The sequence below is a fragment of the Acidimicrobiales bacterium genome (genome assembly GCA_036378675.1).
GTDB lineage: Bacteria > Actinomycetota > Acidimicrobiia > Acidimicrobiales > Palsa-688 > DASUWA01.
In genome coordinates this window covers 1-25,169 of record DASUWA010000034.1, presented here as the reverse complement: position 1 = coordinate 25,169, position 25,169 = coordinate 1, and the positions used below count along the sequence as shown (strand labels likewise).

Sequence of the window (25,169 nt, the reverse complement as noted above, 5' to 3'; positions counted from 1 at the left end):
CCACGCCCGACGGCCGTGGCTACTGGCTGGTGGCGTCCGATGGTGGGATCTTCAACTACGGAGATGCTGGGTTCTTCGGATCGCATGGTGGGTCGCACCTCAACAGCCCGGTGGTGGGCATGGCTGCCACGCCCGACGGGGGCGGCTATTGGCTGGTGGCGTCCGATGGTGGGATCTTCAACTACGGAGATGCCGGGTTCTTCGGATCGCATGGTGGGGCGCACCTCAACAGCCCGGTGGTGGGCATGGCTGCTACGCCCGACGCAGGTGGCTATTGGCTGGTCGCCTCCGATGGTGGGATCTTCAACTACGGAGATGCCGGGTTCTTCGGATCCCATGGTGGTTCGGCACTCAACAAGCCGATCGTCGGGATGGCTGCAGCGCCCGGGGGCAGCGGTTACTGGCTGGTTGCCTCCGACGGTGGCATCTTCAACTACGGACCGAACGCCACGTTGTATGGCTCGAAGGGCGGCCAACCGTTGAACTCACCGATCGTCGGGATGGCCAGCGCCGGCTGACGATCACGGGCCCCTGCAGCGCCGGCTATCTGGTGCTGCAGGGGCTCAGGCTCCGGCGCGTGACGGCCATCCGGTCAACCGACCGGCTCGGAGCGCGTTCCGGACCGCCTTGACGTGGTCGAACCCGGCGTTCGGATGTCGTAGGCCTGATCGGGAGTTGCAGAGGCGTTCGCTTGGTCGAACACGTGGCGAAATTCGAAGGCAAGGAAGATCTCATTCAGCCCTCGGAAAAGAGCCCCTAAGCCGACCCAAAGGATCAGCAGGGTGACCGACCGCTCGAGGGAGTGAACCGCCCAGAAAGCGATCGCGATCGTCGCTGCTCCCGCGACCAGTCGCAGCCACCAAAGATCACCGCGCCGAGAGGCCAGGGATTCGCCCACCTCAAACGCGCCGAGGACGAGCAGGTACCAGCCGATCAGATCCGCCAGAACCAGAAATGTCTCCCTCGGCCAGGCGAAGGCGACGACTCCTCCTCCAATAAACGCAAGGCCGAGCAAGACGTGCGCCCAGGTCAATCTCGGCGCGATGGACGCTATTGCGAACTCTGTACCGGCGGCTAAGAACAGCACGATTCCGGTGAGGATTGCTATGGACCACACCGAGGTGAGGTTGAACTGGAGAATGGCGAGCGATAAGAGAATCCACGCACTGCCCGTGATGAGCATTACCCACCAATAGCGGGTCGCTTCAGCTACCAACCGCCCGGCCATTGATCGCATAGCCATGGTTGTCACCCCCTCCTATTGGCCGGCGACTATCGATTGAGCCGGCCTGAGATGGCTGATGGGATTGTCCCACCGAGGTCGACCTAGAGCAAGGGCCCCAGCACCCGGTATCAATATGGGAGCAGGGTGTACCGCTTATCCCGGGCTGGGAACGGACAGTTCGACAGCGTTGTCGTGAAGCACCAACGCCTGATCGCGGGTCGCGAGATTCTTCGCCTCGACTAGGTAGTCGAGTGGCCGGGGCAGGGCCTCTATGTGTGGCCAGTCCGAACCGAAGATGACCCGGTCGGACCCCATCCATTCGACGACCGACTCCAGGTCGTCCTCCCAGAACGGGTTGATCCAGACATGGCGCCGGAACGTTTCCACGGGGTCATCTCTGAACCAGCCCGGCGTCTTCTTGGCCTGCGAGCGAAGCTTTCGGAACAGGTCGGGAATGAACTCGGCGCCGTTCTCGACAGAAGCAACCCTCAGGTTCGGGAACCGGTCGAACATCTTCGCGAGGACCATGGACAGCAGGAAATCGTGTGCCGCCTTTTCGATGGCGAAACCCTTGATCGATGGGCCGAAGCCCTGTCCCTTGAAGCTCGCGGAGAAACTGTCGTCGGCGTAGCCATCCGACGATGCGCCGCTGTCACCGGCGTGGACCACGACGCCGACGCCTGCTTCGTTGACGCGGGCCCAGAAAGGGTCGAAGAAGTTGTCGAAGGGGCTCATCCGCCCGGTATCCAGAGTGGGTGCCGCCGGTCGCAAGACGATCAAGCGGGCACCGTTGGCGATCGCTTGTTCGAGCTCGGCCACCGCCCAGTCGAGATCGGCGAGCGAAAGGTAGGGGGCAGAGATGATGCGGCCCTGGTAGTCGAACGTCCAGTCCTCGAGCAACCACCGGTTGAATGCAGAGAAGGTCTTGCACACAGCCGTCGGGTCGTTCTTGAGTAACTCCTCGTAGATCATTCCAAGCGTTGGGAAGAGGAAGCACCCTTCGAGCCCCTGCTCGTCGAGGACCTTCACGCGCGCCGCGGGGTCCCTGTACTCGGTCCTGATCGGCTCGTGGTCTTTCAACAACTCGAGCGGGTTGACCCGATTCGGGTTGCCCCGGAAGTAGTCGCTGAGGCAGCCGGGTTTGGCGATCGGGTCGAACGTCGCATTCGCGACAGCACGGCTTACCCTTCCGCCGACGACGTGGTACTGGCGGCCGTCGATCGTCGCCCATTGAACGCAGCGCGGGCCGTCCGCGGGCGACAGGTGCCGGGTGAAAGCGTCGAGGGCCTCGTAGTAGTGGTTGTCGGCGTCCCAGACGCGGACCGTTCCAGCATTCATTGCAGCCAATAATAGAACTCGTTCTGCTTCTTGGGCAGGTGGGTGTCGGCTGCTCGGCCGGTGGCGGGATGGGTACATCTGAGAAACTTGTCTCGTGACCGATGCAACGGGATCCGAGAGGGCCGTACCTCGGATTGTGGTGGGCGTGGACGGATCGCCCCCGAGCATGCGGGCGTTGGCTTGGGCGGCCGCCGAGGCCCAGCTTCGTGGCGTGGCGCTCGAGATCGTTCACGCTGGGTTCGCACGCGAAGTGGCCATGGAGGCCTTGGCCCCGGACATGCTTCCCTACGAACGGTCGGTGCTCGACCAGGCCGTCGCCCAGGCCCGGGCCTTGGTCCCTGGCCTCCTCGTTACGGGGCGGACGTGCGACCCGCCCGCCGGCGCCGCCTTGATCGCGGCGAGTGAGGGAGCCGACATGCTGGTGGTGGGGTCGCGGGGCCTGAGCGGGCTCAAGGACATCACTCTGGGGTCGGTTAGTACCGAATGCGCCCACCATGCGCTATGCCCGGTCGTCATCATCCGGCCAGATGAGGCACCGGGGGACGATCCGGTCGGCGCTTCCTACGCCCGGACAGCAGACGACGCCTAGCTGAGATCACGAACCGCCCGGACGCTGATCTTCGGATCGAAGGCTGCGTCGCGTCGATGACGTCCACGCGAGGTACAACAGGGGGAGGCTGACGGCAGCGATGACAATTGCCCAGGTGGTGAGACCGGCTGGCAGCACATCCACGGCGAAGAACTTCCGCACCGGAGTGAACGGGAAGAGCAGCACTATGCCGACGGAGACCAGACCCAACAGCAGGCTGCGCCTCCAAGTCACTGGCAAGGCGGAAAGCAGGAGCACGCCGAAGCTCAGAATCATTGCAATCAATAGGGCGGAGGTGCGCTGATCTACAAGCGATCGACCCTGTTCTCGCGCCAGCGAGTATCCGGCGAAGACGGCTGCTGCGAGCACAATGCCCGCGGGCACCGCGAAGCGGAGTACACGATCGATGAAGCCGGGCACGTACCGTCGTTGATTAGGGGCGAGGGCGAGGAAGAAGGATGGGACACCGATAGTCAGCGAGTCGATGATGGTCAGGTGCCGTGGAAGGAAGGGATACGGCCACACCAGGGCGCTGACTCCGATAGCGAGAACCGTCGCCCACACCGTTTTGGTGATGAAGGTGTTGGCGACTCGCTCGATGTTGGCAATGACTTGGCGACCCTCTGCGACGACGTCTGGGAGCGTTGCGAATCGATCGTCAAGTAGGACGATCTCTGCCACCGCCTTGGTCGCGGGCGTCCCCGAGCCCATGGCGATACCGATATCGGCGAGCTTCAGGGCGAGAGCGTCGTTGACACCGTCACCTGTCATCGCCACGGTGTGACCTCGCATCTGCAGGGCTTTGACCATCGCTTCTTTCTGACGGGGCGTCACCCGTCCGAACACAGAGTGGGTCTCCAGCGCGGAACCGACTCCATCGTTGTCATCGGGGAGTGAGCGAGCATCGATGGCGTTCGCCCCGTGGAGACCTGCCCGCGCCGCGACGGTTGCAACCGTCTCCGCGTTGTCACCGGAGATCACCTTGCAACTGATGTTCTGCTTGGCGAAATACGCAAGAGTGTCCGCCGCGTCCGAGCGGATTCGCTCTGAGAGAACGACCAAAGCTACGGCGCGAACCCGAGGCGGAAGTCGCTCGCCGTCGAGTTCGCCATCGGACCGGGCTAGCGCGACCACCCGCTCGCCGGTCGCCGCGACCTCGGCGGCACGTGACAGGGCCGGGTCGGCGTGGTCGCCAGACAGGATTATCTCGGGCGCGCCGAGTACCCAGATGCCGTGATCACCGAAGTCTGCGGCGCTCCATTTGCGCGAGGAAGAGAACGGCACCGCGCCTCGACGCCGCCACCCGGTCGAAGAAGGAAATGCCTCGCCGATCGCTGCAAGCGTCGAGTTGCGGTTTTCGTCTTGGGCGAGCGCTGCGAGTGCCGCTTCTGCGACTGCCTGCGCTTCGCCATCTACAGTCTCGATGCGATCCAACCTGATTGAACCGTCGGTGAGGGTCCCGGTCTTGTCGAAGCAGACCACGTCGACGCGGGCAAGTCCTTCGACCGCCGGAAGCTGCTGGACGAGTACCTTGCGCGCTGCGAGGGTTACGGCTGCCACGCCGAAGGCGATGCTGGTGAGCAAAACCAGACCCTGCGGGACCATGCCGACCAATCCGGCGACCGCGCCGCTAACGGCGTCACGCCACCCCGACTTCGTCTGCAACTGACTGAACACCAAGAGCGCTGCCGCAGGCGGGATGGCCCAACTGATATAGCGCAACAATCGGTTGATCCCGTCGATTAACTCCGAACGAGCCGGCGAGAAACGCTTCGCTTCAGAGGTGAGCTTGCGGGCGTAGGCCTGCTGGCCGACTGCAGTCGCTTGGTAGAGGCCCGATCCGGCCACGACAAAACTCCCCGAGAGGACCCGAGCTCCCGGGCTCTTGTCCACGGGATCCGACTCGCCGGTCAGTAACGACTCGTCGATCTGGAGGCCCGTGCTATCGATGACCTCGCCGTCGGCGACGATCTGGTCCCCGGTCCGTACGTCGATCAGGTCATCGAGCACGACGTCGTCGATCGCGACCTCGCCGAGATGCCCATCGCGGATTACCCTAACGCTGGGCGCACTGATGATCGACAGCCGGTCCAGCGTTCGCTTGGCCCGGACCTCCTGGACGATTCCGATCAAGGCGTTCGTCACGAGCACGATGCCGAAAAGAGCGTCCTGCAGGCGACCTGCAACCAAGATGACAGCGAGCAGCGCTCCGAGAATGAAGTTGAAGCGGGTCAGCAGGTTTGCCCGCAGGATCTCCCCGAGAGTCCGGCTGCCGGGCTCGCGACCTCCGTTGACCTGACCGAGGGCCACCCTGTGCGCCACCTCGTCGGCGCTCAGACCCTGCCTTATCACGGAGTGACCCTGTTCTGTCACTGTGTATCACGCACCTCGCCTGTGGGGAGGTCCAACGGCCCGGCAACATGAGAAAGGCCCCGCCAAAAAAAGGGGGCCTTCTCGGTGGTCGGACGCGGTGTCGATCCGCGGACCTCACGCTTTTCAGGCGCGCGCTCTACCAGCTGAGCTATCCGACCGCGGTCCTGACGGGATTTGAACCCGCGGCCTCCGGCTTGACAGGCCGGCGTGCACTCCAAACTGCACCACAGGACCTCGCTACATCGACCCGAATGCGGGATGACCCGCGAATCGAGCGAGGGGTCATGCTATCAGCCGCCGTCCGGGTGGATCACCGGAGGGGGTCGGTCCCGAGCTGGCAGCAGCGACCCCCGGCCCACTACTCCTTGCGGGCTTTCCGGCGGCCGAGAAACCGGATCGGGTCGTACTTCACGTCCACCACCCGTTCCTTCATCGGGATGATGGCGTTGTCCGTGATCTTGATGTGCTCCGGGCACACCTCGGTGCAGCACTTGGTGATGTTGCAGTACCCGAGGCCGCGTTCGTCCTGGGCCATCTTCCGCCGGTCGAGGGCGTCGTTGGGGTGCATGTCGAGCTCGGCGTAGCGGAGGAAGAAACGGGGACCGGAGAACGCCTCCTTATTGTCCTCATGATCACGGATGACGTGGCACACGTCCTGGCAAAGGAAGCACTCGATGCACTTCCGGAACTCCTGGGACCGCTCGACATCAACCTGCTGCATCCGGAACGGCGCCGTCGGCTGGTCTGCTTTAGGGGTGAACGCCGGGACCTGCGCCGCCTTTACGTAGTTGAACTTCACGTCCGTCACCAGATCCCGGATGACCGGGAACGTCCTCATCGGTGTGATCGTGATGGTCTCTTCCGGTTCGAAGCTGGACAGTCGCGTCATACACATCAGGCGAGGGCGCCCGTTGATCTCTGCAGAGCACGAACCGCACTTTCCTGCCTTGCAGTTCCAGCGGACCGAGAGGTCGCCGGCGTGCAGGGCCTGGACGTGGTGCACGGCATCGAGCACGACTTCGCCCTCGTCGACCGGAACGCTGTAGTCGACGAAGTCTCCTCCGTTCGAGTCTCCGCGCCAGATGCGGAGCTTCAGGTCGTAGGTCAATGCGCTTCCTCCAAAAGGGCCGCCAGCTCTGGCGGCGGTACGGGAAGGGGCTGCTGGCGAACCGTGACGTGGCCGTCCCCACCGAGCTCGAGAACCAGGTTCAGCTTTCCCCAGAAATCGTTGTCGGTCATCGGGTAGTCGTCCCGGGTGTGCCCGCCGCGGCTCTCCTTGCGTTCGAGGGCCGCCCTGGCGACGGCCTCGGACACGACGAGCATGTTGTGGAGGTCGAGGGCCAGGTGCCATCCGGGGTTGTATTGACGGTGGCCCTCGACGCTCACCGACGCGACCTTGTCCTCCAGATCGCGGATGCTGTCCAGCGCCGCCTTCAGCTCGGTCTCGTTGCGGATGATCCCTACGAGGTCCTGCATCACTTCCTGGAGCGCCTGCTGTACCGAGTAGGGGTTCTCGCCCGCTTCCGCCTTGAAGGGTGCCAGGTCAGCCGAAGCGGCGGCATCGATATCAGCCTCTGACACCGCCGGCCGGTTCGCACCCACGTCTTTCGCGTACGAAGCGGCGTACTCGCCTGCGCGTTTGCCGAACACCAGCAGGTCGCCGAGCGAGTTCCCTCCCAGCCTGTTTGCCCCGTGCATACCGCCGGCGACCTCCCCTGCGGCGAAGAGACCCGGGACCTTCGACATTGCGCTGTCCGCGTCGACCTCGACGCCTCCCATGACGTAGTGGCAGGTCGGTCCGATCTCCATCGGCTCCTTGGTGATGTCCACCTGGGCGAGCTCCATGAACTGGTGGTACATGGACGGGAGACGCTTCTTGATGTAGTCGGGGCTGCGCCGGCTGGCGATGTCGAGGAACACGCCTCCGTGAGGAGACCCGCGGCCCGCTTTGATCTCGGAGTTGATCGCGCGAGCGACCTCGTCGCGGGGGAGAAGCTCAGGTGGCCGCCGGTTGTTTCGCTTGTCGGTGTACCAGCGGTCCGCCTCTTCTTCGTTGTCGGCCGTCTCGGACTTGAAGAACTCCGGGATGTAGTCGAACATGAACCGGCGGCCCTCCGAGTTGCGGAGGACGCCACCATCACCGCGCACCGACTCCGTGACCAGGATGCCGCGCACCGAGGGGGGCCAGACCATGCCGGTCGGGTGGAACTGCACGAACTCCATGTTGATGAGGCCCGCTCCTGCGCGAAGTGCCAGCGCGTGGCCGTCGCCGGTGTACTCCCACGAGTTCGACGTGACTTTCCACGACTTTCCGATCCCTCCGGTCGCGAGGATCACGGTCGGCGACTCGAAAAGTACGAAGCGCCCGGACTCTCTCCAGTAGCCGAACGCGCCGGAGATCCGCTCTCCGTCCTTGAGCAGTTGGGTGACAGTGCACTCCATGAACACGTCGATTCCAAGTTCGACGGTGCGCTGCTGAAGGGTCCGGATCATCTCGAGCCCGGTGCGGTCTCCGACATGGGCGAGCCGGGCGTAGCGGTGACCGCCGAAGTCGCGCTGGCTGATCAATCCATCCGGCGTCCGGTCGAAGAGGGCGCCCCACTGCTCGAGCTCCCATACCCTCTCGGGCGCCTCCTTGGCGTGCAGCTCGGCCATCCGCCAGTGGTTGAGGAGCTTGCCGCCGCGCATGGTGTCGCGGAAGTGGACCTTCCAGTTGTCCTCCGGGTAAAGGTTGCCCATGGCCGCGGCGATGCCTCCCTCGGCCATGACCGTGTGTGCTTTGCCGAGAAGGCTCTTGCAGATCACCGCGGTCTTCGCGCCGGCGTCATGGGCCGCAATCGCCGCCCGTAGTCCGGTGCCGCCGGCGCCCACCACGACGACGTCGTAGGAGTGACGTTCGATCTCGTTCATCAGAAGAACCTCGGATCAGTGACCGTGCCGCTCGCCACCAAACGGATGTACACGTCGGCCAGGGCAACGACGACGAGGCTGACCCACGCAAGCTCCATGTGCCGTCGGTTGAGGGCAGACACCCATCCCCACATCCGGTAACGGATCGGGTGACGGGAGAAGTGCTTCAACCTTCCGCCGATGATGTGCCGGCACGAGTGGCAGGAGACCGTGTAGAGCGAGAGCAGGACGGCGTTCGCTAGAAGCACCAGCGTCCCGAAGCCCATGTGCCCCCACTGATCGTGGGTGTTCCGGAAGGAAACAATGGCGTCATAGGTGTTGATGGCGGCGAACAGGACGGCGATGTAGAAGAAGTAGCGGTGGACGTTCTGCAGGATCAGCGGAAAACGAGCTTCGCCCGTGTCCTTTTTCCTGGGCTCGGCCACCGCACACGCCGGCGGTGAGGCGAGATAGGCCCGGTAGTAGGCCTTCCGGTAGTAGTAACAGGTGGCTCGAAAGAGCCCCGGGAAGGCCAGGATCAGGATGGCCGCCGAAAACGGCCACCAGGTCCCGATGATCCCGACCGTCGGCGCGTGAAAGACGTGTGAGCCCGCCCGAGCATGACCGCACACGCTCGCTATGCATGGCGAATAGAGGGGCGAGATATAAGGACGGGAGAAATAGTCGGAATTCTGGAGAGCGGCCCAGGTGGCGTAGACGATGAATGCCAGCAGAACGCCCCCAGAGGCAAGCGGGCTGAGCCACCACGGATCGGTGCGCAGGGTTCGCTCTGGAATGGCGGCCCGGGCGCTCGTGGTCGGCGCCGGTGGGCTGACGACTGGAGCTGCCATCAGGTCCTCTCACTGGATGGATACGGAACAGACTTACGGTAAGGCAGGCCGAACTACAGGTAAAGGATCGGTTTCCTCTCGTAACTATAGGAACAGGCTATAAATAGGCCGTGCAGCTTCACCAGCTCCGCTACATGATCTGCGTCGCAGAGGAACGCCGGTTTACCAGGGCGGCAGCCCGCCTGCACGTTGCTCAGCCCTCGGTGAGCAGCGCCGTCTCGGCGCTGGAGCAGGAACTCGGCGCTCCGCTTTTCCATCGTGAACGCAACGAGGTGACCCTCACAGGCGCCGGCGAGGTGTTCCTGCCGTGGGCGCGCCAAGTGCTCGCCGACTGCGAGGCCGGGGCTGACGCAGTGCGGGACCTGCTCGGCCTGCGGCGGGGCAGGCTGGCCCTCGGTTCGACGCCGAGCCTGACGACCAACCTCCTGCCGCCGGTCATCGCCGCCTTCCACGACGCCCATCCCGGTCTCGACCTGATGCTTCACGAAGCCGGGTCGCAGGATCTGGTCGATCGATTGGAAAAAGGGGAGATGGACTTGGCGGTGGTCATCCTTCCCGTCAATCGGCCGTGGGTGCAGACGACCGAACTCAAGGAAGAGGAGCTTGTACTGGCCGTCAACTCGGCTCACGATCTGGCGGAGCGGAAGGCCATAAGGATCACCGACCTCGAGCAGACCCCGTTGGTCATGTTCAAGGACGGCTACGACCTGCGGGAGACCACCCTCGCGGCTTGCCGGCAGGCCGGGTTCTCTCCGACCCTCGTGATGCAAGGGCTCGAGATGGACGGCGCGCTCGCCCTCGCGACGGCCGGGGTGGGTGCGGCCGTCGTACCTGAGTCGGTGATACCCGCGGCGGGACCGCTTAGGGCGGTTCATTTCAGGAACGGCGTGATGAAGCGAACGATCGGTCTGGCGTCGCGGAGAGACCGTCCTTTTTCTCCGGCAGCGCAGGCCTTCGTGGCTGCACTCCACGATTATCTGCGAGGAAGGTGAGATGCCCGTCACGGCGTCTGCTCCGGTTCGGATCTGCGATAACGGAGGATGGACCGACACGTGGTTCGGCGGCCCGGGCCGGGTGGTGAACGTCGCTGTCACGCCGCGCGTGGAAGTGACTATTCGCCCAGCCGGCAGCGAGCTCGGCGCACCGGGGAACCCGCTGGTTATCGCCGCGTTGCAGGAATACCCTCCCTTGGAACCGGTGGAAGTGAGTGTGAAGTCGGACGCCCCCATCGGCAGCGGGCTCGGGACTTCAGCGGCCGTCGCCGTCTCCCTCGTCGGCGGCCTGGCGCACGCCCGAGGCGAGCGGCTCACACAGGGACAGGTGGCCAGCGCGGCGCATCACCTGGAAGCTGACGTCGTCGGCATCGAGTGCGGCGTTCAGGATCATGCCGGCGCCGCTTTCGGAGGGATCAACTTCATAACCGTCGACGCCTACCCTTCGTTCACGGTCGACCACCACGAGCTATGGCCAGAGCTCGATCAGCTGCTGACCGTCGTGTACCTCGGCCAACCGCACGACTCGTCGAGCGTGCACCTCGAGGTCATCGAGGGAGGCAATACCGAGGTGTTCGAGCACTTGCGACGTGCCGCACTCGACGCAAGAGCGGCGGTGATCGCTCGCGATCTGTCGGCGTTCGGTGCTGCGCTCATCGACAACACCGGCGCCCAGGCCGACTTGCATCCCGGGGTGGTTGGTCGGGACGCCTTAGTGGTGATCGAGGCCGCGCGCCGTTTAGGCGCGCTGGGTTGGAAGGTCAACGGCGCAGGCGGCGAAGGCGGATCGGTAACCGTTCTGAACAGCTCCGCTCAGGCGCGGGCCGAGTTCCAGGATTGGGTCCACCGATACCGCCGTTACCGGGTTATTCCGGTCGCTCTCAGCGCGGACGGTTTGGTGGTGGACGGCTCGTTGTAAACGTCTCGGGTTCGTCAGCCCTCCAGGAAGCTCAGCCGGACCGTCCGGCGAGGGTTGTCGACGTTCGTGTCGACCAGGCAGATCGACTGCCAGGTTCCCAGTTGCATTCGGCCGGCCAGTACGGGGATTGTCAGCGAGGGAGAGATGAGCGCCGGCAGCACGTGGTCCCGGCCGTGACCCGGCGAGCCGTGCCGATGGCCCCAGCTCGAATCGGAGGGGACGAGCCGGTTGACCAGCTCGATCAAGTCTGCTTCGCTACCGGCTCCCGTCTCGATCACCGCGAGGCCGGCTGTCGCGTGCGGCACGAACACCGACAGAAGCCCGTCGCCGGTCCCGGCAAGGAACCTCTCGCAAGAGTCCGTCAAATCGTGAACGGCGGCTCTCGCTCCGGTGGTGATTTGGATCGCCTCGCTTCGCATGCGGCAATTCTCGCCGCTTGGGTAGAGTCGGAGCGATTGCGAACGCTTTGCCGTACCACGCTTAACTATCTGAGCTCGGTCGGTGCCGGGGGCCCTTCCGACCATCCCACCGAGGTGGAGATCCTCGACGGCAGGACCGCCGATCTTCCTGGCTGGGAGTCGTGCGGGTTCGAGCTGGTCGACCATCCTTCGTCAGTCGTTGACTGGGGCGACGAGGAAGCCATCGCTCGGGTACACCACGGCGAGATGGAGAAACTCGCTCGAGACCTGACCGGCGCCGAGGTTGCCCTTGTCTCGAGCCACATCAAACGCAGCCCAGAAGACGCCCTTCGTCACGAGCAACTGTCGCCGATCCCGTTCGTCCACTCGGATTTTGCTGCTGGGCATGTCGATGTAATTCGCCGGTTGTACCGGGAGCCGACCGAAGCGGCAAAAGTGGCACTGGCGCGCAACGGGATCAGCGCCGACTCCGTCGGTGAGGCCGACCGGATCGTTGTTCTCCAGTTCTGGCGGAATCTGGGACCGGCGAAGATGGACTATCCGCTCGCGTTCTGCGACGCCCGGACCGTCGCCCTGGCCGACGCGAGGTCCTTCCACGTGACTGACTATGCGGGCACCGGGGCCAACTTCGATGCTCTCGGGATCGTCGAACCCGCCGATCGCTCGCACTCGTGGTACGCCTTCCCCGAGATGACCAGCGCCGAGGTGGTGGCGTTCCGTACATACGACACGGATCTGGTTCGCGAGGGCAGGACGTTCTTCACACCCCATTCGGCGTTCAGGGACCCCGAAGTCGAAGTCGGCCGCCCGGCACGATCGAGCATCGAGCTGAGGGCCACTTGCCTGTTCATTTGAGCGACAGCAGAAAATTGACGCTGGAAATTGACGAGGACGGGCAGGCTTTTCGTACCCGGCTGACGTAGATAACACCGTCAACTGAGGTTGGTTCGGGCGCGGGTCCGTCCTCGCGCAGCTGGGTAATTCAGGAGGTTTGCGTGGCTTCACGCCGGCTGTCGCGGCGTCAGTTCATCGGGAGCGGCGCGGCCGCGGGTGTCGCCATGGCGCTCGGCGCCGAGCCCGCCCGGATCATGGAACGAGCCCTCGCTACTTCCGGGGGATCCGGAAGTCTCAGCGACATCAAGCACATCGTGATCCTCATGCAAGAGAACCGGTCCTTCGACCATTACTTCGGGACGATGCCCGGAGTGCGGGGGTTCCTTGACCAAACTCGCTACCGGTCCTACCAGCACGGCCCCGCTTCGAGCTTCCATGACCTCCACGTTCGGCAGCAAACAATGTTGGGGGAGTCGTTCGGGGGCAAGAAGGTCTCGTACTCTTTGGCCAGCGGGGAGACGTCGCTGGCTCCGTTCGAGCTGATCAGCAAGCCTCCGACCGTCGCAGGGCAGACGACCAATGACATCACCCACGACTGGGGACCTCAGCACGGCATGTGGAACAACGGTTCGATGGACAGATTCGCCATCGAACACCTCGCCATCGACCCTCTCGCCAAGTAGCAGATCAGCTCGGTCGACGGAATCCCAGTGCCCGGAACGTCGAAGATCCCGACCGGCCTGACGACGATGGGGTACTACCGAGAACGAGACTCGCTCGACTTCTACCGTGCGGTCGCAGAGACGTTCACCATTTGCGACAACTATCACTGCTCGGTCATCGGTCCGACCGACCCGAATCGACTCTTCTGGATGTCCGGCAGCCTCGGCGCGCACCCGGAAGACAAGGGCGGGCAGATTCTGACAACGTACGTGAACGGGCGGAACCAGCTCTTCGGCACGCTCGACTGGCCGACGATGCCCGAACTGCTTACCGAGCATGACGTGAGCTGGAAGGTCTACCAGGACCCCACGTCCAACGTCTTGTTCAACGTCCTCACCTACTTCAAGAACTTCTTCAGCCCTCAAACCCCGACACACGTTGAAAACGCTCGCCTCGGCCTCACTCCTGCGTATCCCGCGGAGTTCGCTGCGGATGTAGCAGCTGGGACTATGCCAAAGGTCTCGTGGATCATCCCCCTGGCGAGTTGCTGCGAGCACCCGGCGACGCCACCCGAGTACGGCGAGTACCTGGTCTCCCAGATTCTTCAGATCCTGACATCCAACCCCGCCGTTTGGCAGCAGACCGTCTTTCTTGTCGTCTACGACGAGAATGGCGGGTTCTTCGATCACGTACCACCCGTAACGCCCGGCCCGACCGTGACGACGGTGAACGAGATCCCTTCGGGCGGCCAGTACCACGGCGAGTACGTCACGAACACCAATCCATCAAACGCGGCCGGCGGACCGCCTGCCGACTGGTACGGCGTTCTCGGACCGGTCGGGCTCGGGTTCCGGGTGCCGTGCCTGGTGCTTTCGCCGTTCAGCGCCGGCGGCAACATCGTGTCGTATGACCACCCCTCCGGCGCTGACATCGCGGGAGGCGATGGTGCCGCGTTCGCGCTCACTCCGTTCGATCACACGTCGACCTTCAAACTGATCGAGTCCGTCTTTCTCGAGCCAGGGGCCGTCATGGGCGGCCTCCACATCTCCGAGTGGCGTTACAACACGGTCGGGAACCTCACGCACGCGCTCCCCGCGCTCAAGAGCCCCACCTCGTCGGTGCCGCCGCTGCCCCCGACCTCATTGCTGTTCCCAGACGTCGCCGAGGAGTCGCTGCTGAATTCGCTCGCCGGAACGGTCGACGACGGGCAGGCCTACCCGCCGCCGTCCGCCAACAACACCGAGTACACGACGCAGGACTGAACTTCCCACTGCCCGCTCCGCCGGCCGCTATGTTCCGGGGGTGCCTGCCCGACGAAAGGCTCGCGTCGAAGACGTCCACGAGGTGGCGCTCGGCATGCCGCACGTCACGGTCGAGCACGGCCACGGGGGAAACCCCGTCTATCAGGTCGGCGGTAAGTCGTTCATCTTCTTCCGGAACCCGAGGCCGGATGCGGTCGATCCGGACACCGGTGAGCGCTACAACGACGTAATCGTCTTCTGGGTGGAATCGGAGGAGGAAAAGGAGGCGCTGGTCGGCGATCCGGACTCACCGTTCTTCACGACGCCTCACTTCAAGGGGCATCTTTCAGTTCTGCTGCGTGGAAGCCGGGTAGGAGAGTTGTCGAGGGACGAGCTGGTGGAGGTCGTCCAGGACGCGTGGTTGTGCCGGGCGTCGGCCAAGCGGGCGGCGGACTGGCTGAAGTCTCAGGGCTTGGACTGACTTCAAACCGCGGTCGAGTCGCGCGGTTCGAGGATCACCACCGGGATCTCCCGCTCGGTGTTGCGCTGATAGCCGGCGTAACCCTTGTACGTGGCGACGATCGTCGGCCACAGCTCCGACTTTTCCTCGGGCGACGCGGTCCGGGCGCGCATCGGTTTCGTCTCGTCGTTTATGGTGATCTCCACGTCGGGATTGGCTGCCAGGTTCTTGTACCAGTCGGGATTCTCCTGATACCCACCCTTCGACGCGACGAGGACGACACGCTTCTCGTCGAGGATCGGGGCGGTCAGCATCGTTGATCTCCGGAGCCCCGACTTGCGTCCGACCGTGTGCAGCTCAACCGGCTGCATGCCGAGGATCGTCTTCGGATATCGCCCGCCGGTCAGCTTCAGTAGTGCGCGATGCCCGTTCTGGAGCATCCAGGTACCGACGTCGATCATCCTGTCTGGCGTACGCATGGCATCTCCTCGTGATCGTTTCGAACGGCGTCATCGTAGGAGTTGACACGGCGGAGCAGGCACTGTGATGTGGTTTCGTCGTTTTCGTGGGAATATCTGTTCGCCGGGAGGGCGCTCAGGTAGCCTCTGCTCTTGTCGATAGGGGGTTCATGTCACTAGGGGGCGATGGCAGCAATCCGTGGGAGTGGAGCGCGCGCGAGCCTGACCCCGATGGCATCGAGTGGTACCCGCCGTGTGACCCCTCCGCGAACCCCCAGTGGTATCCGCAGCCTCAATCCGAACCAGCTTCGGCGGCCCCTTACGCGGCGTTTGGAGGGAACCCTCCGTCGGAGCGCAAGCGGCGCCGGCTTCCTCTGGTGATGGCAGTCTCTGCGGCGGCGGGACTGGTAGCGGTGGCTGTCGCCTTGATGCTTCCCGGAGGCACCAAGAGCGCGCAGGCGATGGTGATTGATTCGGTCAATCACGCCGTGGCGAGCAGGACGGCTCACGCAACGATGACGATGAACCTGAACTCGGGTAAAGCGACCGCGACCGGCACTGGCGTTCTCGACTTCGTCAACGGCTCAATGGATATGTCGATGGACATGAGCTCGCTTGAGCCCGGTCTGACGATTCGTACCGTCTACGTGGCTGGGAAGGTATACGAGCAGATCCCGCAGATCAGCCAGCTGTATCCGGGGAAATCCTGGTTGTCGCTCGACTTCTCCGGGATTGCAAAGGCATCAGGCGGCACCGGTGCCCTCAACCTCGGCGGCAACCCGACCGCGATGCTTCGTTTGCTCACCCAGGAAGGGGCCACTGTCACGCCCGTTGGCAGCTCCGATATAGACGGCGTGCCGGTCAAGGGTTACGTGGTGAATATCGATCCGGCCTTTCTTCAGAAGCAGCTAGGCTCTGCCAACCTGCCGTCATGGATGCGCCAAGCGGTCTCGACGGTGAACTTCCAGGGCGCGACCGAGACCGTGTTCATCGATAGCTCCGGCAGCTTGCGGCGCGACGCCATGCACATGGTGATGTCCCTTTCGTCGCACCAGCCCTCGATCACCATCGACGAATCATTGGATCTGTCAGACTACGGCGCTCCCGTCTCGATCACCGCGCCTCCCGCTGACCAAGTGATCGACGTTCAGCAGTTTCTGCACGAAGCTGCGAGCGAGTCGAACTAGCGACCTGGCCTCGGCGTGCGCTGCATCTCGTACGCAGGGAGCCCCGGGCTCCGGACATCGACGCTTGGTGCCACCCGCTGGTAATTCGGTGTGGTCTGCTCACGGCCCTCTCCGATGAGCCGGTACAAGGTCAGCAGGACGAGCAACGACTCAACGAGAAGCGCGACCATCGCAAGCGACTCACTCCAGTTGCCGACGTCCTGGCTGTCCAAGAACGACGAAACCGTTCGAGTGAAGATGTAGCCGGCGATCGTCAGTCCGTTTACACCTGCTACCAGTATCCATGCCAACCCGCGGTCGGACACCAGGAGCCAGAAGGCCAGTCCGATACAAGCCAGGGTCAAGAGAAGGAAGGCCGTTCCGAGGTAGGGCGAGTCTTTCATTGTCGGAACAACCTGGGCCCAGTGAATCGCCGCCACGGTTACCAGCCCGACGATCGCCATCGCCGTTGCTATTGGATCTCGTCGGAGCCGACCTCTCGTTCGAACGGCGGTCGGGCTTGTCTCATGGAACTCTACCGAGGTCACAGTTGGTCTACTCCCGAGGTCGATGGTTCCTGCCGTTACTACCTATACGACTTGCTGGAGTGAGCGGATTGGGCGGTTCGCTCAGATTCCCAGATTTGTTGGAACGTCGGCTAGGTTGTCCGCCAGTTTGGGGACTGAGTGAACGCCTACATCGCCGCCATCACCTTTCCGGTGATCTTCATCGGCGAGTTACCCGACAAGACGATGTTCGCCAGCCTGATCCTGGCTACCAAGGGGCGGCCGCGGCAGGTTTGGCTGGGCGCTGCGGGTGCCTTCTTGGTGCACGTGGTCATCGCCGTCACGGTCGGCGTTGCCCTCTTCGCGGTGCTGCCCAAAGAGGCCGTCGACGCGGTGGTCGCAGGCCTGTTTCTGGCCGGCGCCGCCTACGCGTGGCGAGAAGGCACCAAAGACGAGACCAACGTCGTGCGGAAGGAGGCATCGCGGCACGGGGTCGTGGTCACCGCCTTCGTCGTGATCTTCCTGGCCGAATGGGGAGATCTCACTCAGATCCTCACCGCGAACCTGGCTGCCCGCTACCACTCCCCGCTATCGGTCGGGGTGGGTTCGCTGCTGGCGCTCTGGGTGGTCGCCGCGTTGGCTGTTGCCAGCGGGCAAACCCTTCTGCGCTTTGTCAAGGTCTCGACTATCCGCAAGATCACCGCGGTCGTACTCGTGGCATTAGCCGGTTACAGCGCGTGGACAGCTGCCCACTGACGACGCTGTCGGACGCTCAAGCTGAGCCCATTATCGATGTTCCAGGAGACGCTCGGTCAGCCCCAACCCGGAGTTAGCCGGAGGCGGTGTCGTTGTCTATCAAGACTTCAGCGCCGCGGTCGGTCAGTTTTCCCCGCACTGGCTCCCGGGAACCATGTTGCCGTCGATGATGTAGCCGGCCTGTCCGTTCGATGCAAGGGGGGTCTGGGCGAGGGCGTCGTTGAACTGGCTCTGGTTGTACTGGTCGTAATGGTGGGGGCCGCCGCCATTGTTGGCGTAGACACCGCAGGTGCCAACGTAGGCGGAGGGGAGGTTGATTCCGCTGCCCTCGTTGGCGCCTGCGCCTTGGCCGTCGGGGTCGTGATAGATCTGGACGCCTGGCTCCGTGTTGATCTGTTGGGGGGTGTTCTGCCGACCCTTGTCGGGGGATCCGTACGCGCAGTTGGCTTCACCGCCCCCGTTGACACCGTTGCCGTTGGAGCCGGGATCTTGGGGTCCGATCGAGTCGCTTCCGCAGTCGTCTGGCCAACCGCTCTGCTGGGTCGGGGCGTCGTTCTCGTAAACGTTGGAGCTTTGCGGTGTCCCCTTGGCGCACTGGTCGTACGCCTTGCCGGTGTTGGGGTCGGTGGCGTTGCTCCCCGAGTCGGTCGCACCGTCGTTACCGCTGGCGGTCCAGGCGGCGTCGTTGGGGTTGCTCGGGTCGTAGCACCCGTAGTACACGGTCTGCTGTTGGGTGGTGCCCTCGGCGCAGTAGCTGTCGGCGCAGAACCCGAGCGACCCGTTGGCGACTCCTTCAGGATGCGTCTGGGTCGGCGCGGATGGGGCCATCAGGGCCATCGGGTCGAGTAACAGAAGCAGCCCACCCCCGTCGGACGGTCCGTTGATCGCACCGGCCGAGTGGCAGGTGTAGGTGGTGCCGCTGTACTGGTCGTAGCAGGGACCCTCCAAGCCGGTGTATCCGTCATGCTCGCCGTTGTCGAGGTTGTCGTCGGCTCCGAAGTAGACCACCAGCCCCTTGGTCAAAACGGTGCCGACGGCGTTAGCGGTCCCGGTCGTGACCGTCGGCTGGGAGGGGGGCGGCGGCGTACCGCTGCACGCGTAGAGCACCGGGAAAAAGACCGTCCCGTTCGCGGAGTTGAACTGCCGGATGACGCCGGCGGGATCCGACGAGCCACCGGTCGCGCCAAGGACGGGGTCGGCCGCCGGGCAGTAGAGCGAGTAGTAGTCGTAGTTGTACTCGAAGCCGGTCCCGGCGCTGTTGGTCCCACAGCCCGTCCCCGTGCCTCCGTTGGTCCCGTCCGTGTTAACGGCGACGCATCCGGAATGGGGGGATCTCTTCGACCCGGGGTCCCCGGGATAGAAGACCGCGCCGAACGATTGGTAGCTCTCCCCCTGCCCCTTCGAGTTGTTCGGGGACTGGTCGTTGCCGAACTCCACGAACCGGGTGTTGCTTGAGTTCGGGTCGCCGTTGGTAGCCCCGCCGGACTCGACACTGGCTGCGAGGTTGTGGCATCCCGGGTTCGAAGCCGGCCCGGCCGTCGGGTTGTGAGCGCTGGTGCCGGAGTCCTGTGAGGACGAATTCCAAGGGCAGTCCTGCTGACTCGGGTTGTAGCCACCACCGCTCGCGGCGAGCGCCACACCGGCCGATCCGATGACGATGAGCCCCACCGCAGCAAACCCCACCAGCGAGCAGGTCAGCCTGCGCCTCGTCCCCCAGCTCTTCGACAACCCCCGACCTCCTTGTTCCCCAGCACGGTCGACCCCAGAATGCTGACACGCGTGTCAGGGTCGGGTCAACACAGCGCACAAAGGTCACCCAAGCCCGCCCTCGAACGTCCGGGGCGGGCTGACGTGTCGCGACCTTGCTCTATCCGGTTCGGTTTCGTGGAGACGCGCAAGCGTGTCGGCTCGACAGGCCAGCGTGACTTCCAACCCTTCGCCCGGCGCACCCCCAACGGGATTCGAACCCGTGCTGCCGCCTTGAAAGGGCGATTAAGGCGGCTTCCTCGACCAGGGGGTTCGCCAAATTATGGATCTGACCAGGACTTTCGCGTTCACGGACTGCCGGCGTAGCCCGTCAAATCTCGGTCGGTTCGCGCACGGAACGCGCACGGACGACGGGCGCCTCAACTGGGTTCGCTTACGGGGCTACCACTGTCGACTTCTAGGCTCTGTTAGTCACGCCGTTAAATCTTCCGGTCGGTATGCCGACCGCTTGGTGGCGTGGACAGCGGGCCTTAGCGTTCGGAGTGTCGTTCGGTGTCTGAGCGAACGGAATCGGGAGCGACTTGCAGCAACCCGAACCGTCGTTACGATCGGCTCAAGGTATGTTCAAGACGAACGTTCTGGGTGTCGATTCTGGAACCGCCCGGGTCGGTTCTTTGGGGTTGGGCCGATCGCTATCTGCCGGCGGGATATTGGGCAGCCGGTCCGCACTTACTAGTCGGGTGTGGGACCGGGTCGCGGAGCCGGACTGCCGGAATGCGACGGGTCGGTTGCCGACGCTGTTGGCGATCCGTTTGCGCTGATTCGCCGGTCGCCAGGTGGGGACTGATCCTCGGAGTGAAGGTTCGGACCGGATGTTGGTGCGCCGGTCGTTGTCGGGAGAATTTCCCGGATTCATCGGGAAGGGGCCTCTTGTAGACGGGAAAGCCGCCGAGTCATGGTTCGGTTACATCTATTCCTATGGAGGCAGTGATGCACAGTCGAATCGTCAAAATCCTTACGACTCTTGCTGGTGTTCTTGCCGTTGGCGAGTTCGTCAGCGCGGTGATCATCGCGGTCGAGAACTACCGTGGCAGCTTCGCTTTGGGAGGGGTCGTCTTCGGCCTTCTCTTCCTCGTCGGCGTATGGCTCTTGTGTAGCCGTCGAGTCACCGCCGGGACGGTCTATATCGGAATCTTGTGTCTCTTCGAGGTCGTTCAGTTTCCGGGGTGGGCACGTCACAACGCTTTGGATTGGGCTTTCCAGACCATCTACGCGTTGATCGCATTGGGGGGCCTAGCCACGGCGGTCGCAGTGTTGGTCACGCGCCGCCGCTCGTCCGCGGTGACGATCTGACGGATCGGGCTGTTGCCGAGCGTCGAGGTGGCGGATTCGAAGCTGGGGCACCATATGGACGTGGACATCGACGTCGTCGAAGCCGACCGCGACCGCTTTAGGGCGGTCGCGGTCGCTGCGACTGTCTTGGTCGCTATCGGTGGTTCCTCGGTGGCGACCGCTTTTGACCGCTTCCGCAGCGCTCAGCTTGCCGGAGCGGTCGCTATCGCGTTCGTGATCGGAACTATCGCAGTGGTCGGCGCCATCGTCAGCTTCTCGGTTCCCTCCAACCGTGTCGGTCCCCTACTTCTGGCCGGGGCCGCGTTGCTGGGGGCTGGTCGTGGCCTCACCGAGGCTGGCGTCTATGGCGTTTTGACGGTTCCAGGTTCGGTTCCCGGCGCGGCCTACATGGCCGCCGTCGGGCCTTCGTTGCAAGCGGTCGGCACGCTCCTCGCGGTCGTCACGGTGCCGGTTTTCTTCCCCGACGGTCGCCTGCCCGGTCCTCGATGGCGCTGGTTGGGATGGTGTGCTGTTGGTGCTGTGGCCTGTCTGTTCCTCGGCAATATCCTCAGCCCGCACACGCAGGAGCTGCGGCTGCGCAACTGGAACAGTCCGCTCGGCGTGTCCAAGGGCGTCGCCGACGGCTTGTCCGCCGTGGGGGTCCTGTTGTCGGTCGTCACTGCTGGGGGAGCCGTGACCGGGCTCGTCATCCGCTGGCGGACCCGGGGTCCGCTGGTTCGCCAGCAGCTGCAGCTGTTCGCGCTCGCAGCCTGTCTGCCGGCGATTCTGCTTGTCGTCGTCATCGTCGCCAACGGCGTTCCAGGCTGGGCGTTCAGCGTCGCCCTGCTGCCGCTGCCGGTCGCCATTGCCATCGCCATCTTGCACCACGGGCTCTACGACCTGCGGCGCGCAGCGAACCGCACCCTGCTGTGGCTGACCATGTCGGCCAGCGTCGCCGCAATCTATGCGCTGGTAGTGGTATCCGCGGCCGCACTCGCACCCGACCATCACGCGTGGTGGCCCTCGGCACTGGCGGCGGGGACCGCCGCCTTGCTCCTGATCTCGCTGCACCAGACTCTCCAGCGGGCGGTCAACCGGGTCATCTATGGCCGGTGGCACGAGCCCTATGAGGTGCTAGCGGGTCTCGGCGAGCAGCTGGAAGCCGCCGGGGACGTGGATCGTCTGTTGGACGCCACCGTTGCTGAGCTGACATCCGGGCTCGACCTGCGCGAGGTGAGCGTACGTGCCCTCGACCGGACGCCGATCGCGGGCGAAGTTGTCGATGGGAGTACGAGCATGGCGTTGCAGGCGTACGGCGCTACCGTCGGCTGGCTCAGTTACCGACCGCCGGGCCGTCAGCTCAGCGCCGCCGAGGAGCGGCTGATGCGCGACTTGGCGCGGCAGCTCGGGGCTGCACTACACGCTCGGATGCTGCACCAGGACCTCCAACGCGCCCGGGAGCGGCTCGTGTTAGCGCGTGAGGAAGAACGTCGCCGTCTACGACGAGACCTGCATGACGGTATCGGGCCTGCCCTCGCCGGGCTGACGTTGAAGGCCGAGACCGTGCGGGCCCAACTCCCCCCCGGGGCCGACAGCGCGGCACGACAGCTTCAAGTACTCAGCGAAGAGATCCGACAGACCGTGACGGAGGTCCGCCGCGTCGTCGAGGGTTTGCGACCGCCAGCGATCGACGAACTGGGTCTCCTGCCCGCTTGTGCCAGAGCCGTCGAGCGCGTCGCGGCCGACGCCCGACTCGTCGTCACCTTGGACGCCCCCAAGGATCTCCCGTTGCTCCCAGCGGCTGTTGAAGTCGCGGTCTACCGCATCGTGGTTGAAGCCGTCACCAACACCGTCCGACACGCCCGCGCCCGCCGTTGCCAGGTAACATTCGCCATCGATTCAACAGCGCTCGCCGTCACTATCACGGATGACGGCACGGGCTTCGGCGCTTCTCACCCAAGCGGACACGGCCTCGCCATCATGCGGGAGCGGACAGCAGAGCTGGGCGGCGAGCTCACCGTCACGCACCCGTCACCCGGCCTCCAGATCCAGGCTCGACTGCCGATTTACCCCTTGCCCACAGACCGGCCGGAAAACCCGATCGAACCAGCATGACTCGCGTCCTGGTCGTCGACGACCACCCGATCTTCCGCGACGGACTCGCTGGGCTGCTCGCGACACTTCCCGACATGCAGGTCGTCGCCACTGCCAGCACCGCGGAAGAAGCGCTCGCCCACCTGGCGGAGAACTCGCCTGACGTCGTACTCATGGACATCAACCTGCCCGGGACTTCGGGTGTCGAGGCGACCCGACAGATCGCGAGCATCGCCCCCACGACGAAGGTACTCATGGTGACGATGGTCGACGACGACGACAGCGTTCTCGCCGCGCTAGCGGCTGGGGCCCGTGGCTACATCCTTAAGGAAGCCGCCGCGGAAGAGATCTCAGCGGCAGTGCGCACTATCGCTGCTGGCGGAGCGGTCCTCGGGGCAAGGATCGCGAGCCGCCTGCTGACCAAGACACCGACCAACCGGCCAGAGCCCACCCTCGCCCCCGGCGAACAGCTCACGGCACGAGAGCGCGAGGTCCTAACCCTTCTCGCCGACGGAACAACCAACAAAGACATCGCCCGAATGCTCGGCATCTCGCTAAAGACCGTCCAGAATCATGTGTCACGCATCCTCGACAAACTGCAAGCCGCCGACCGGACCCAGGCTGTACTCCGAGCGCGCGGGATCTCGTGATACCGCCACGACAACTCATGACGAGCATCGGCCTAACCGCCCGCCGGTTAGCGATCGCACACCTGCGGGGAACCTCACGCCCATGGCGCTCAGCCCATCGCCAGTATCGTCGCGACCCCCAACCACCGCGTAGCGAAGCACAGAACGACGGCGGCAAATGGCAATGACGCCGCGACGTATTCGGCGTTCGGGAACATGTAGCCACCCTGCGGAAGCGCCATCAAGCAGCTTCATAATGGCGGCGGGTCAGGCTGTTCGCCGATGCTCTTCCAGATACGTGTCGACGTCTCGATGGGCGTCGGCGCGCACTGCTCGGTAGAGGAAGTCGTCGTCCCAGACCTCGGCATCGAGCCGCTCTTCATAATCGGTGTACTTGTGCCTGATCAGCGCTCTCGCTGCCAGCGAGGCGCGTTCGTCGAGAGTGAGCTTTCGGGTGCGCCCGACCCGACCGCTGCCAACCTCCCCAGACCTCCCAGCGGCTTCGGTAGCGATCGAATGGGCTAGATCGGCATACTCGGGGGCGAAGTCCAAAAACTCCACGATCGCCTCGGCCAGTTCCAGGCGATAGAGATCTTCCTTGCGAGCTCGGTAAACCGCTCCTTGGGCCCGACGAGATGACCGCCCGTCGGCTGTTTCTGTAGCCTTCGCCAGGGTCTGAGCGATGATGTCGGTCGGTGCCAACAGGCCGAGCAGACGCCTATGGCGGAGGCCGCGATCTCGAGGCCTCCACAGCGACCAGTACACGCCGGCGGCCTTGACCCGCCGGGTCACGAAGGGGTCTCCACTGGGGAGGAACTCCCAGCCCTCCGGCTCTTGTAGCTGACCATGCTCGGGATGCCAGACGCCGTCTTCGCGCGAGTCGTACACGTCCAACTGCAAATCCCTCAGATCGGGTACCACCTCCACGTCCACAGTCTTCTACAACACCAACGGGTCTTGTCCGATGTTCTGGCGGCGGTCTTGGTCAGCCGGTGATCGGACCACCGCCGCTCCGAGCGCCGACTCCAGGGCGGTCCGATGGTCGTGGCGCCAGCGTCCGACTCAGGGCAAGATAGAACGATCTGCGCTATGGCGAATGAACGAGCGGGGTCGCTGTCCGACGAGGATCTAAGAGCCATCCTTCACGATGGCGAAACCATCGTTGCGCAGGGTCACGTTTCGATACCGCCGCCCCCGCCGCCCCCACGTCGCGCGCCACGATTCTCACCGGGATTCCTGATCGGCGGGTGGCTGAACGACCGACTCGACGCTGCGGTCGAAGCCGAACGCGTGGCGGACGAAACAGCTCTCACCTCCTTCCCGCTCGACCGCTACATGGTGCTGGTCCTCACGTCCGAACGAATACTCACCTGGAGTACGCATTGCCACCCCGGAGACCCGAACACCGTTTTGGCCGACGTGCCTCTCTGGCAAATCCACTCCATCACAACGGAGGACCTGCCCCTGGGACCCAGGAAGGACGTTCAGATCACCATGCAGGACGGCCTGATCGTCGTATTGCGGGTCGATTCCGTGCTCGCGAACATCCTCGTCACGAGGATCAGGCGTCGGCCCGGCTAAGCGCCCTAACAATCCATGTGTGAGGCTCTGGCGTTTGTCGGGCACAGGCCAGCGTGAACGGCGGAGGGGCTGCCGCCATGAAAAGGTTGGGAGTGAGCGGGGGAAGCTGGTGTCGTCGTGGGCGTTTGGGGGCGGCATCCCCTTCGC

Annotated in this window: 24 protein-coding genes, 3 tRNA genes and 1 pseudogene; 13 read left to right on the top strand and 15 right to left on the bottom strand. The window is 64.2% G+C overall.

The features are described from left to right. A partial coding sequence (locus VFZ97_12765) for a hypothetical protein (GenBank protein HEX6394304.1) occupies positions 1 to 518 on the top strand: 518 nt, incomplete at its 5' end. A gap of 74 nt (positions 519 to 592) precedes the next feature. Here the strand turns inward: VFZ97_12765 and VFZ97_12760 are convergent. Beyond that, positions 593 to 1,243 carry a DUF308 domain-containing protein gene (locus VFZ97_12760; GenBank protein ID HEX6394303.1) on the bottom strand — a complete coding sequence of 217 codons (651 nt, stop codon included), beginning with the start codon at positions 1,241 to 1,243 and terminating at the stop codon, positions 593 to 595. 135 nt (positions 1,244 to 1,378) lie between these two features. Beyond that, positions 1,379 to 2,563: an amidohydrolase family protein gene (locus tag VFZ97_12755; protein ID HEX6394302.1), complete on the bottom strand. Its 1,185-nt coding sequence runs from the start codon at positions 2,561 to 2,563 to the stop codon at positions 1,379 to 1,381. A gap of 94 nt (positions 2,564 to 2,657) precedes the next feature. Between VFZ97_12755 and VFZ97_12750 the strand changes: the two genes are divergently transcribed. Continuing rightward, positions 2,658 to 3,152, top strand: coding sequence for a universal stress protein (locus tag VFZ97_12750; GenBank protein HEX6394301.1), 495 nt, complete (start codon positions 2,658 to 2,660; stop codon positions 3,150 to 3,152). Positions 3,153 to 3,158: 6 nt separating this feature from the next. Here VFZ97_12750 and VFZ97_12745 read toward each other — a convergent pair whose 3' ends face one another. The 6 genes from VFZ97_12745 to VFZ97_12720 form a co-directional block, all read right to left on the bottom strand. Then, positions 3,159 to 5,504, bottom strand: coding sequence for an HAD-IC family P-type ATPase (locus VFZ97_12745; protein ID HEX6394300.1), 2,346 nt, complete (start codon positions 5,502 to 5,504; stop codon positions 3,159 to 3,161). Positions 5,505 to 5,610: 106 nt separating this feature from the next. After that, positions 5,611 to 5,683 (bottom strand) — tRNA-Phe (locus VFZ97_12740). A gap of 1 nt (position 5,684) precedes the next feature. Continuing rightward, positions 5,685 to 5,759, bottom strand: a tRNA-Asp gene (locus VFZ97_12735). 124 nt (positions 5,760 to 5,883) lie between these two features. Then, positions 5,884 to 6,633 carry a succinate dehydrogenase/fumarate reductase iron-sulfur subunit gene (locus tag VFZ97_12730; GenBank protein HEX6394299.1) on the bottom strand — a complete coding sequence of 250 codons (750 nt, stop codon included), beginning with the start codon at positions 6,631 to 6,633 and terminating at the stop codon, positions 5,884 to 5,886. Further along, positions 6,630 to 8,435, bottom strand: coding sequence for a fumarate reductase/succinate dehydrogenase flavoprotein subunit (locus VFZ97_12725; protein ID HEX6394298.1), 1,806 nt, complete (start codon positions 8,433 to 8,435; stop codon positions 6,630 to 6,632). The genes VFZ97_12730 and VFZ97_12725 overlap by 4 nt, the downstream gene beginning before the upstream one ends. Continuing rightward, the gene (locus VFZ97_12720; GenBank protein ID HEX6394297.1) at positions 8,435 to 9,265 is read right to left on the bottom strand and encodes a hypothetical protein; all 831 of its coding nucleotides are present in this window, start codon (positions 9,263 to 9,265) and stop codon (positions 8,435 to 8,437) included. The genes VFZ97_12725 and VFZ97_12720 overlap by 1 nt, the downstream gene beginning before the upstream one ends. A 110-nt stretch (positions 9,266 to 9,375) precedes the next feature. Between VFZ97_12720 and VFZ97_12715 the strand changes: the two genes are divergently transcribed. Beyond that, complete coding sequence (locus VFZ97_12715) at positions 9,376 to 10,257, top strand: LysR substrate-binding domain-containing protein (protein ID HEX6394296.1); 882 nt, start codon at positions 9,376 to 9,378, stop codon at positions 10,255 to 10,257. Position 10,258: 1 nt separating this feature from the next. After that, on the top strand, positions 10,259 to 11,176 hold the full coding sequence (locus VFZ97_12710) for a hypothetical protein (GenBank protein ID HEX6394295.1): 918 nt from the start codon (positions 10,259 to 10,261) through the stop codon (positions 11,174 to 11,176). 14 nt (positions 11,177 to 11,190) lie between these two features. On the opposite strand, the gene VFZ97_12705 is transcribed toward VFZ97_12710, so the two are convergent. Next, a complete protein-coding gene (locus VFZ97_12705; GenBank protein ID HEX6394294.1) occupies positions 11,191 to 11,595 on the bottom strand; it encodes a secondary thiamine-phosphate synthase enzyme YjbQ in 405 nt (134 codons plus the stop codon). Between the two features lie 36 nt (positions 11,596 to 11,631). Here VFZ97_12705 and VFZ97_12700 point away from each other — a divergent pair, with 36 nt between their 5' ends. From VFZ97_12700 to VFZ97_12690, 3 genes and pseudogenes are all read left to right on the top strand, one after another. Beyond that, positions 11,632 to 12,450, top strand: coding sequence for a CmcJ/NvfI family oxidoreductase (locus VFZ97_12700; GenBank protein HEX6394293.1), 819 nt, complete (start codon positions 11,632 to 11,634; stop codon positions 12,448 to 12,450). A 140-nt stretch (positions 12,451 to 12,590) separates the two neighbouring features. Beyond that, a pseudogene (locus tag VFZ97_12695) lies at positions 12,591 to 14,354 on the top strand (alkaline phosphatase family protein). A 40-nt stretch (positions 14,355 to 14,394) separates the two neighbouring features. Next, positions 14,395 to 14,814, top strand: a complete 420-nt coding sequence (locus tag VFZ97_12690) for an MmcQ/YjbR family DNA-binding protein (protein HEX6394292.1) — start codon at positions 14,395 to 14,397, stop codon at positions 14,812 to 14,814. A 2-nt stretch (positions 14,815 to 14,816) separates the two neighbouring features. Here the strand turns inward: VFZ97_12690 and VFZ97_12685 are convergent, their stop codons facing one another. Continuing rightward, positions 14,817 to 15,272, bottom strand: coding sequence for a nitroreductase/quinone reductase family protein (locus VFZ97_12685; GenBank protein HEX6394291.1), 456 nt, complete (start codon positions 15,270 to 15,272; stop codon positions 14,817 to 14,819). A gap of 149 nt (positions 15,273 to 15,421) precedes the next feature. On the opposite strand from VFZ97_12685, the gene VFZ97_12680 reads away from it, so the two are divergent. Next, the gene (locus VFZ97_12680) at positions 15,422 to 16,438 is read left to right on the top strand and encodes a hypothetical protein (GenBank protein ID HEX6394290.1); all 1,017 of its coding nucleotides are present in this window, start codon (positions 15,422 to 15,424) and stop codon (positions 16,436 to 16,438) included. On the opposite strand, the gene VFZ97_12675 is transcribed toward VFZ97_12680, so the two are convergent. Further along, on the bottom strand, positions 16,435 to 16,881 hold the full coding sequence (locus VFZ97_12675) for a hypothetical protein (GenBank protein HEX6394289.1): 447 nt from the start codon (positions 16,879 to 16,881) through the stop codon (positions 16,435 to 16,437). The genes VFZ97_12680 and VFZ97_12675 overlap by 4 nt on opposite strands. A 222-nt stretch (positions 16,882 to 17,103) precedes the next feature. Here VFZ97_12675 and VFZ97_12670 point away from each other — a divergent pair, with 222 nt between their 5' ends. Further along, on the top strand, positions 17,104 to 17,679 hold the full coding sequence (locus VFZ97_12670) for a TMEM165/GDT1 family protein (GenBank protein ID HEX6394288.1): 576 nt from the start codon (positions 17,104 to 17,106) through the stop codon (positions 17,677 to 17,679). Positions 17,680 to 17,802: 123 nt separating this feature from the next. Here the strand turns inward: VFZ97_12670 and VFZ97_12665 are convergent, their stop codons facing one another. Both VFZ97_12665 and VFZ97_12660 read right to left on the bottom strand, forming a co-directional pair. Then, positions 17,803 to 19,407 (bottom strand): hypothetical protein, encoded by a 1,605-nt coding sequence (locus tag VFZ97_12665; GenBank protein ID HEX6394287.1) that lies wholly within the window; start codon positions 19,405 to 19,407, stop codon positions 17,803 to 17,805. Between the two features lie 218 nt (positions 19,408 to 19,625). Beyond that, a tRNA-OTHER gene (locus tag VFZ97_12660) sits at positions 19,626 to 19,698 on the bottom strand. 678 nt (positions 19,699 to 20,376) lie between these two features. Between VFZ97_12660 and VFZ97_12655 the strand changes: the two genes are divergently transcribed. The 3 genes from VFZ97_12655 to VFZ97_12645 are packed head-to-tail and all read left to right on the top strand — an operon-like array spanning position 20,377 to position 23,462. Then, positions 20,377 to 20,739 carry a hypothetical protein gene (locus tag VFZ97_12655; GenBank protein ID HEX6394286.1) on the top strand — a complete coding sequence of 121 codons (363 nt, stop codon included), beginning with the start codon at positions 20,377 to 20,379 and terminating at the stop codon, positions 20,737 to 20,739. A gap of 12 nt (positions 20,740 to 20,751) precedes the next feature. Next, on the top strand, positions 20,752 to 22,833 hold the full coding sequence (locus tag VFZ97_12650; protein HEX6394285.1) for a sensor histidine kinase: 2,082 nt from the start codon (positions 20,752 to 20,754) through the stop codon (positions 22,831 to 22,833). Beyond that, positions 22,830 to 23,462 carry a response regulator transcription factor gene (locus VFZ97_12645; protein ID HEX6394284.1) on the top strand — a complete coding sequence of 211 codons (633 nt, stop codon included), beginning with the start codon at positions 22,830 to 22,832 and terminating at the stop codon, positions 23,460 to 23,462. Before VFZ97_12650 ends, VFZ97_12645 begins: the two co-directional genes overlap by 4 nt. 89 nt (positions 23,463 to 23,551) lie before the next feature. Here VFZ97_12645 and VFZ97_12640 read toward each other — a convergent pair whose 3' ends face one another. Together VFZ97_12640 and VFZ97_12635 are read right to left on the bottom strand one after the other, a co-directional pair. Continuing rightward, complete coding sequence (locus tag VFZ97_12640; GenBank protein HEX6394283.1) at positions 23,552 to 23,683, bottom strand: hypothetical protein; 132 nt, start codon at positions 23,681 to 23,683, stop codon at positions 23,552 to 23,554. Between the two features lie 25 nt (positions 23,684 to 23,708). Next, positions 23,709 to 24,368, bottom strand: a complete 660-nt coding sequence (locus VFZ97_12635) for a DUF2293 domain-containing protein (protein ID HEX6394282.1) — start codon at positions 24,366 to 24,368, stop codon at positions 23,709 to 23,711. Positions 24,369 to 24,530: 162 nt separating this feature from the next. On the opposite strand from VFZ97_12635, the gene VFZ97_12630 reads away from it, so the two are divergent. After that, positions 24,531 to 25,022 carry a hypothetical protein gene (locus tag VFZ97_12630; protein ID HEX6394281.1) on the top strand — a complete coding sequence of 164 codons (492 nt, stop codon included), beginning with the start codon at positions 24,531 to 24,533 and terminating at the stop codon, positions 25,020 to 25,022. The last annotated feature ends 147 nt before the right edge of the window (positions 25,023 to 25,169 follow it).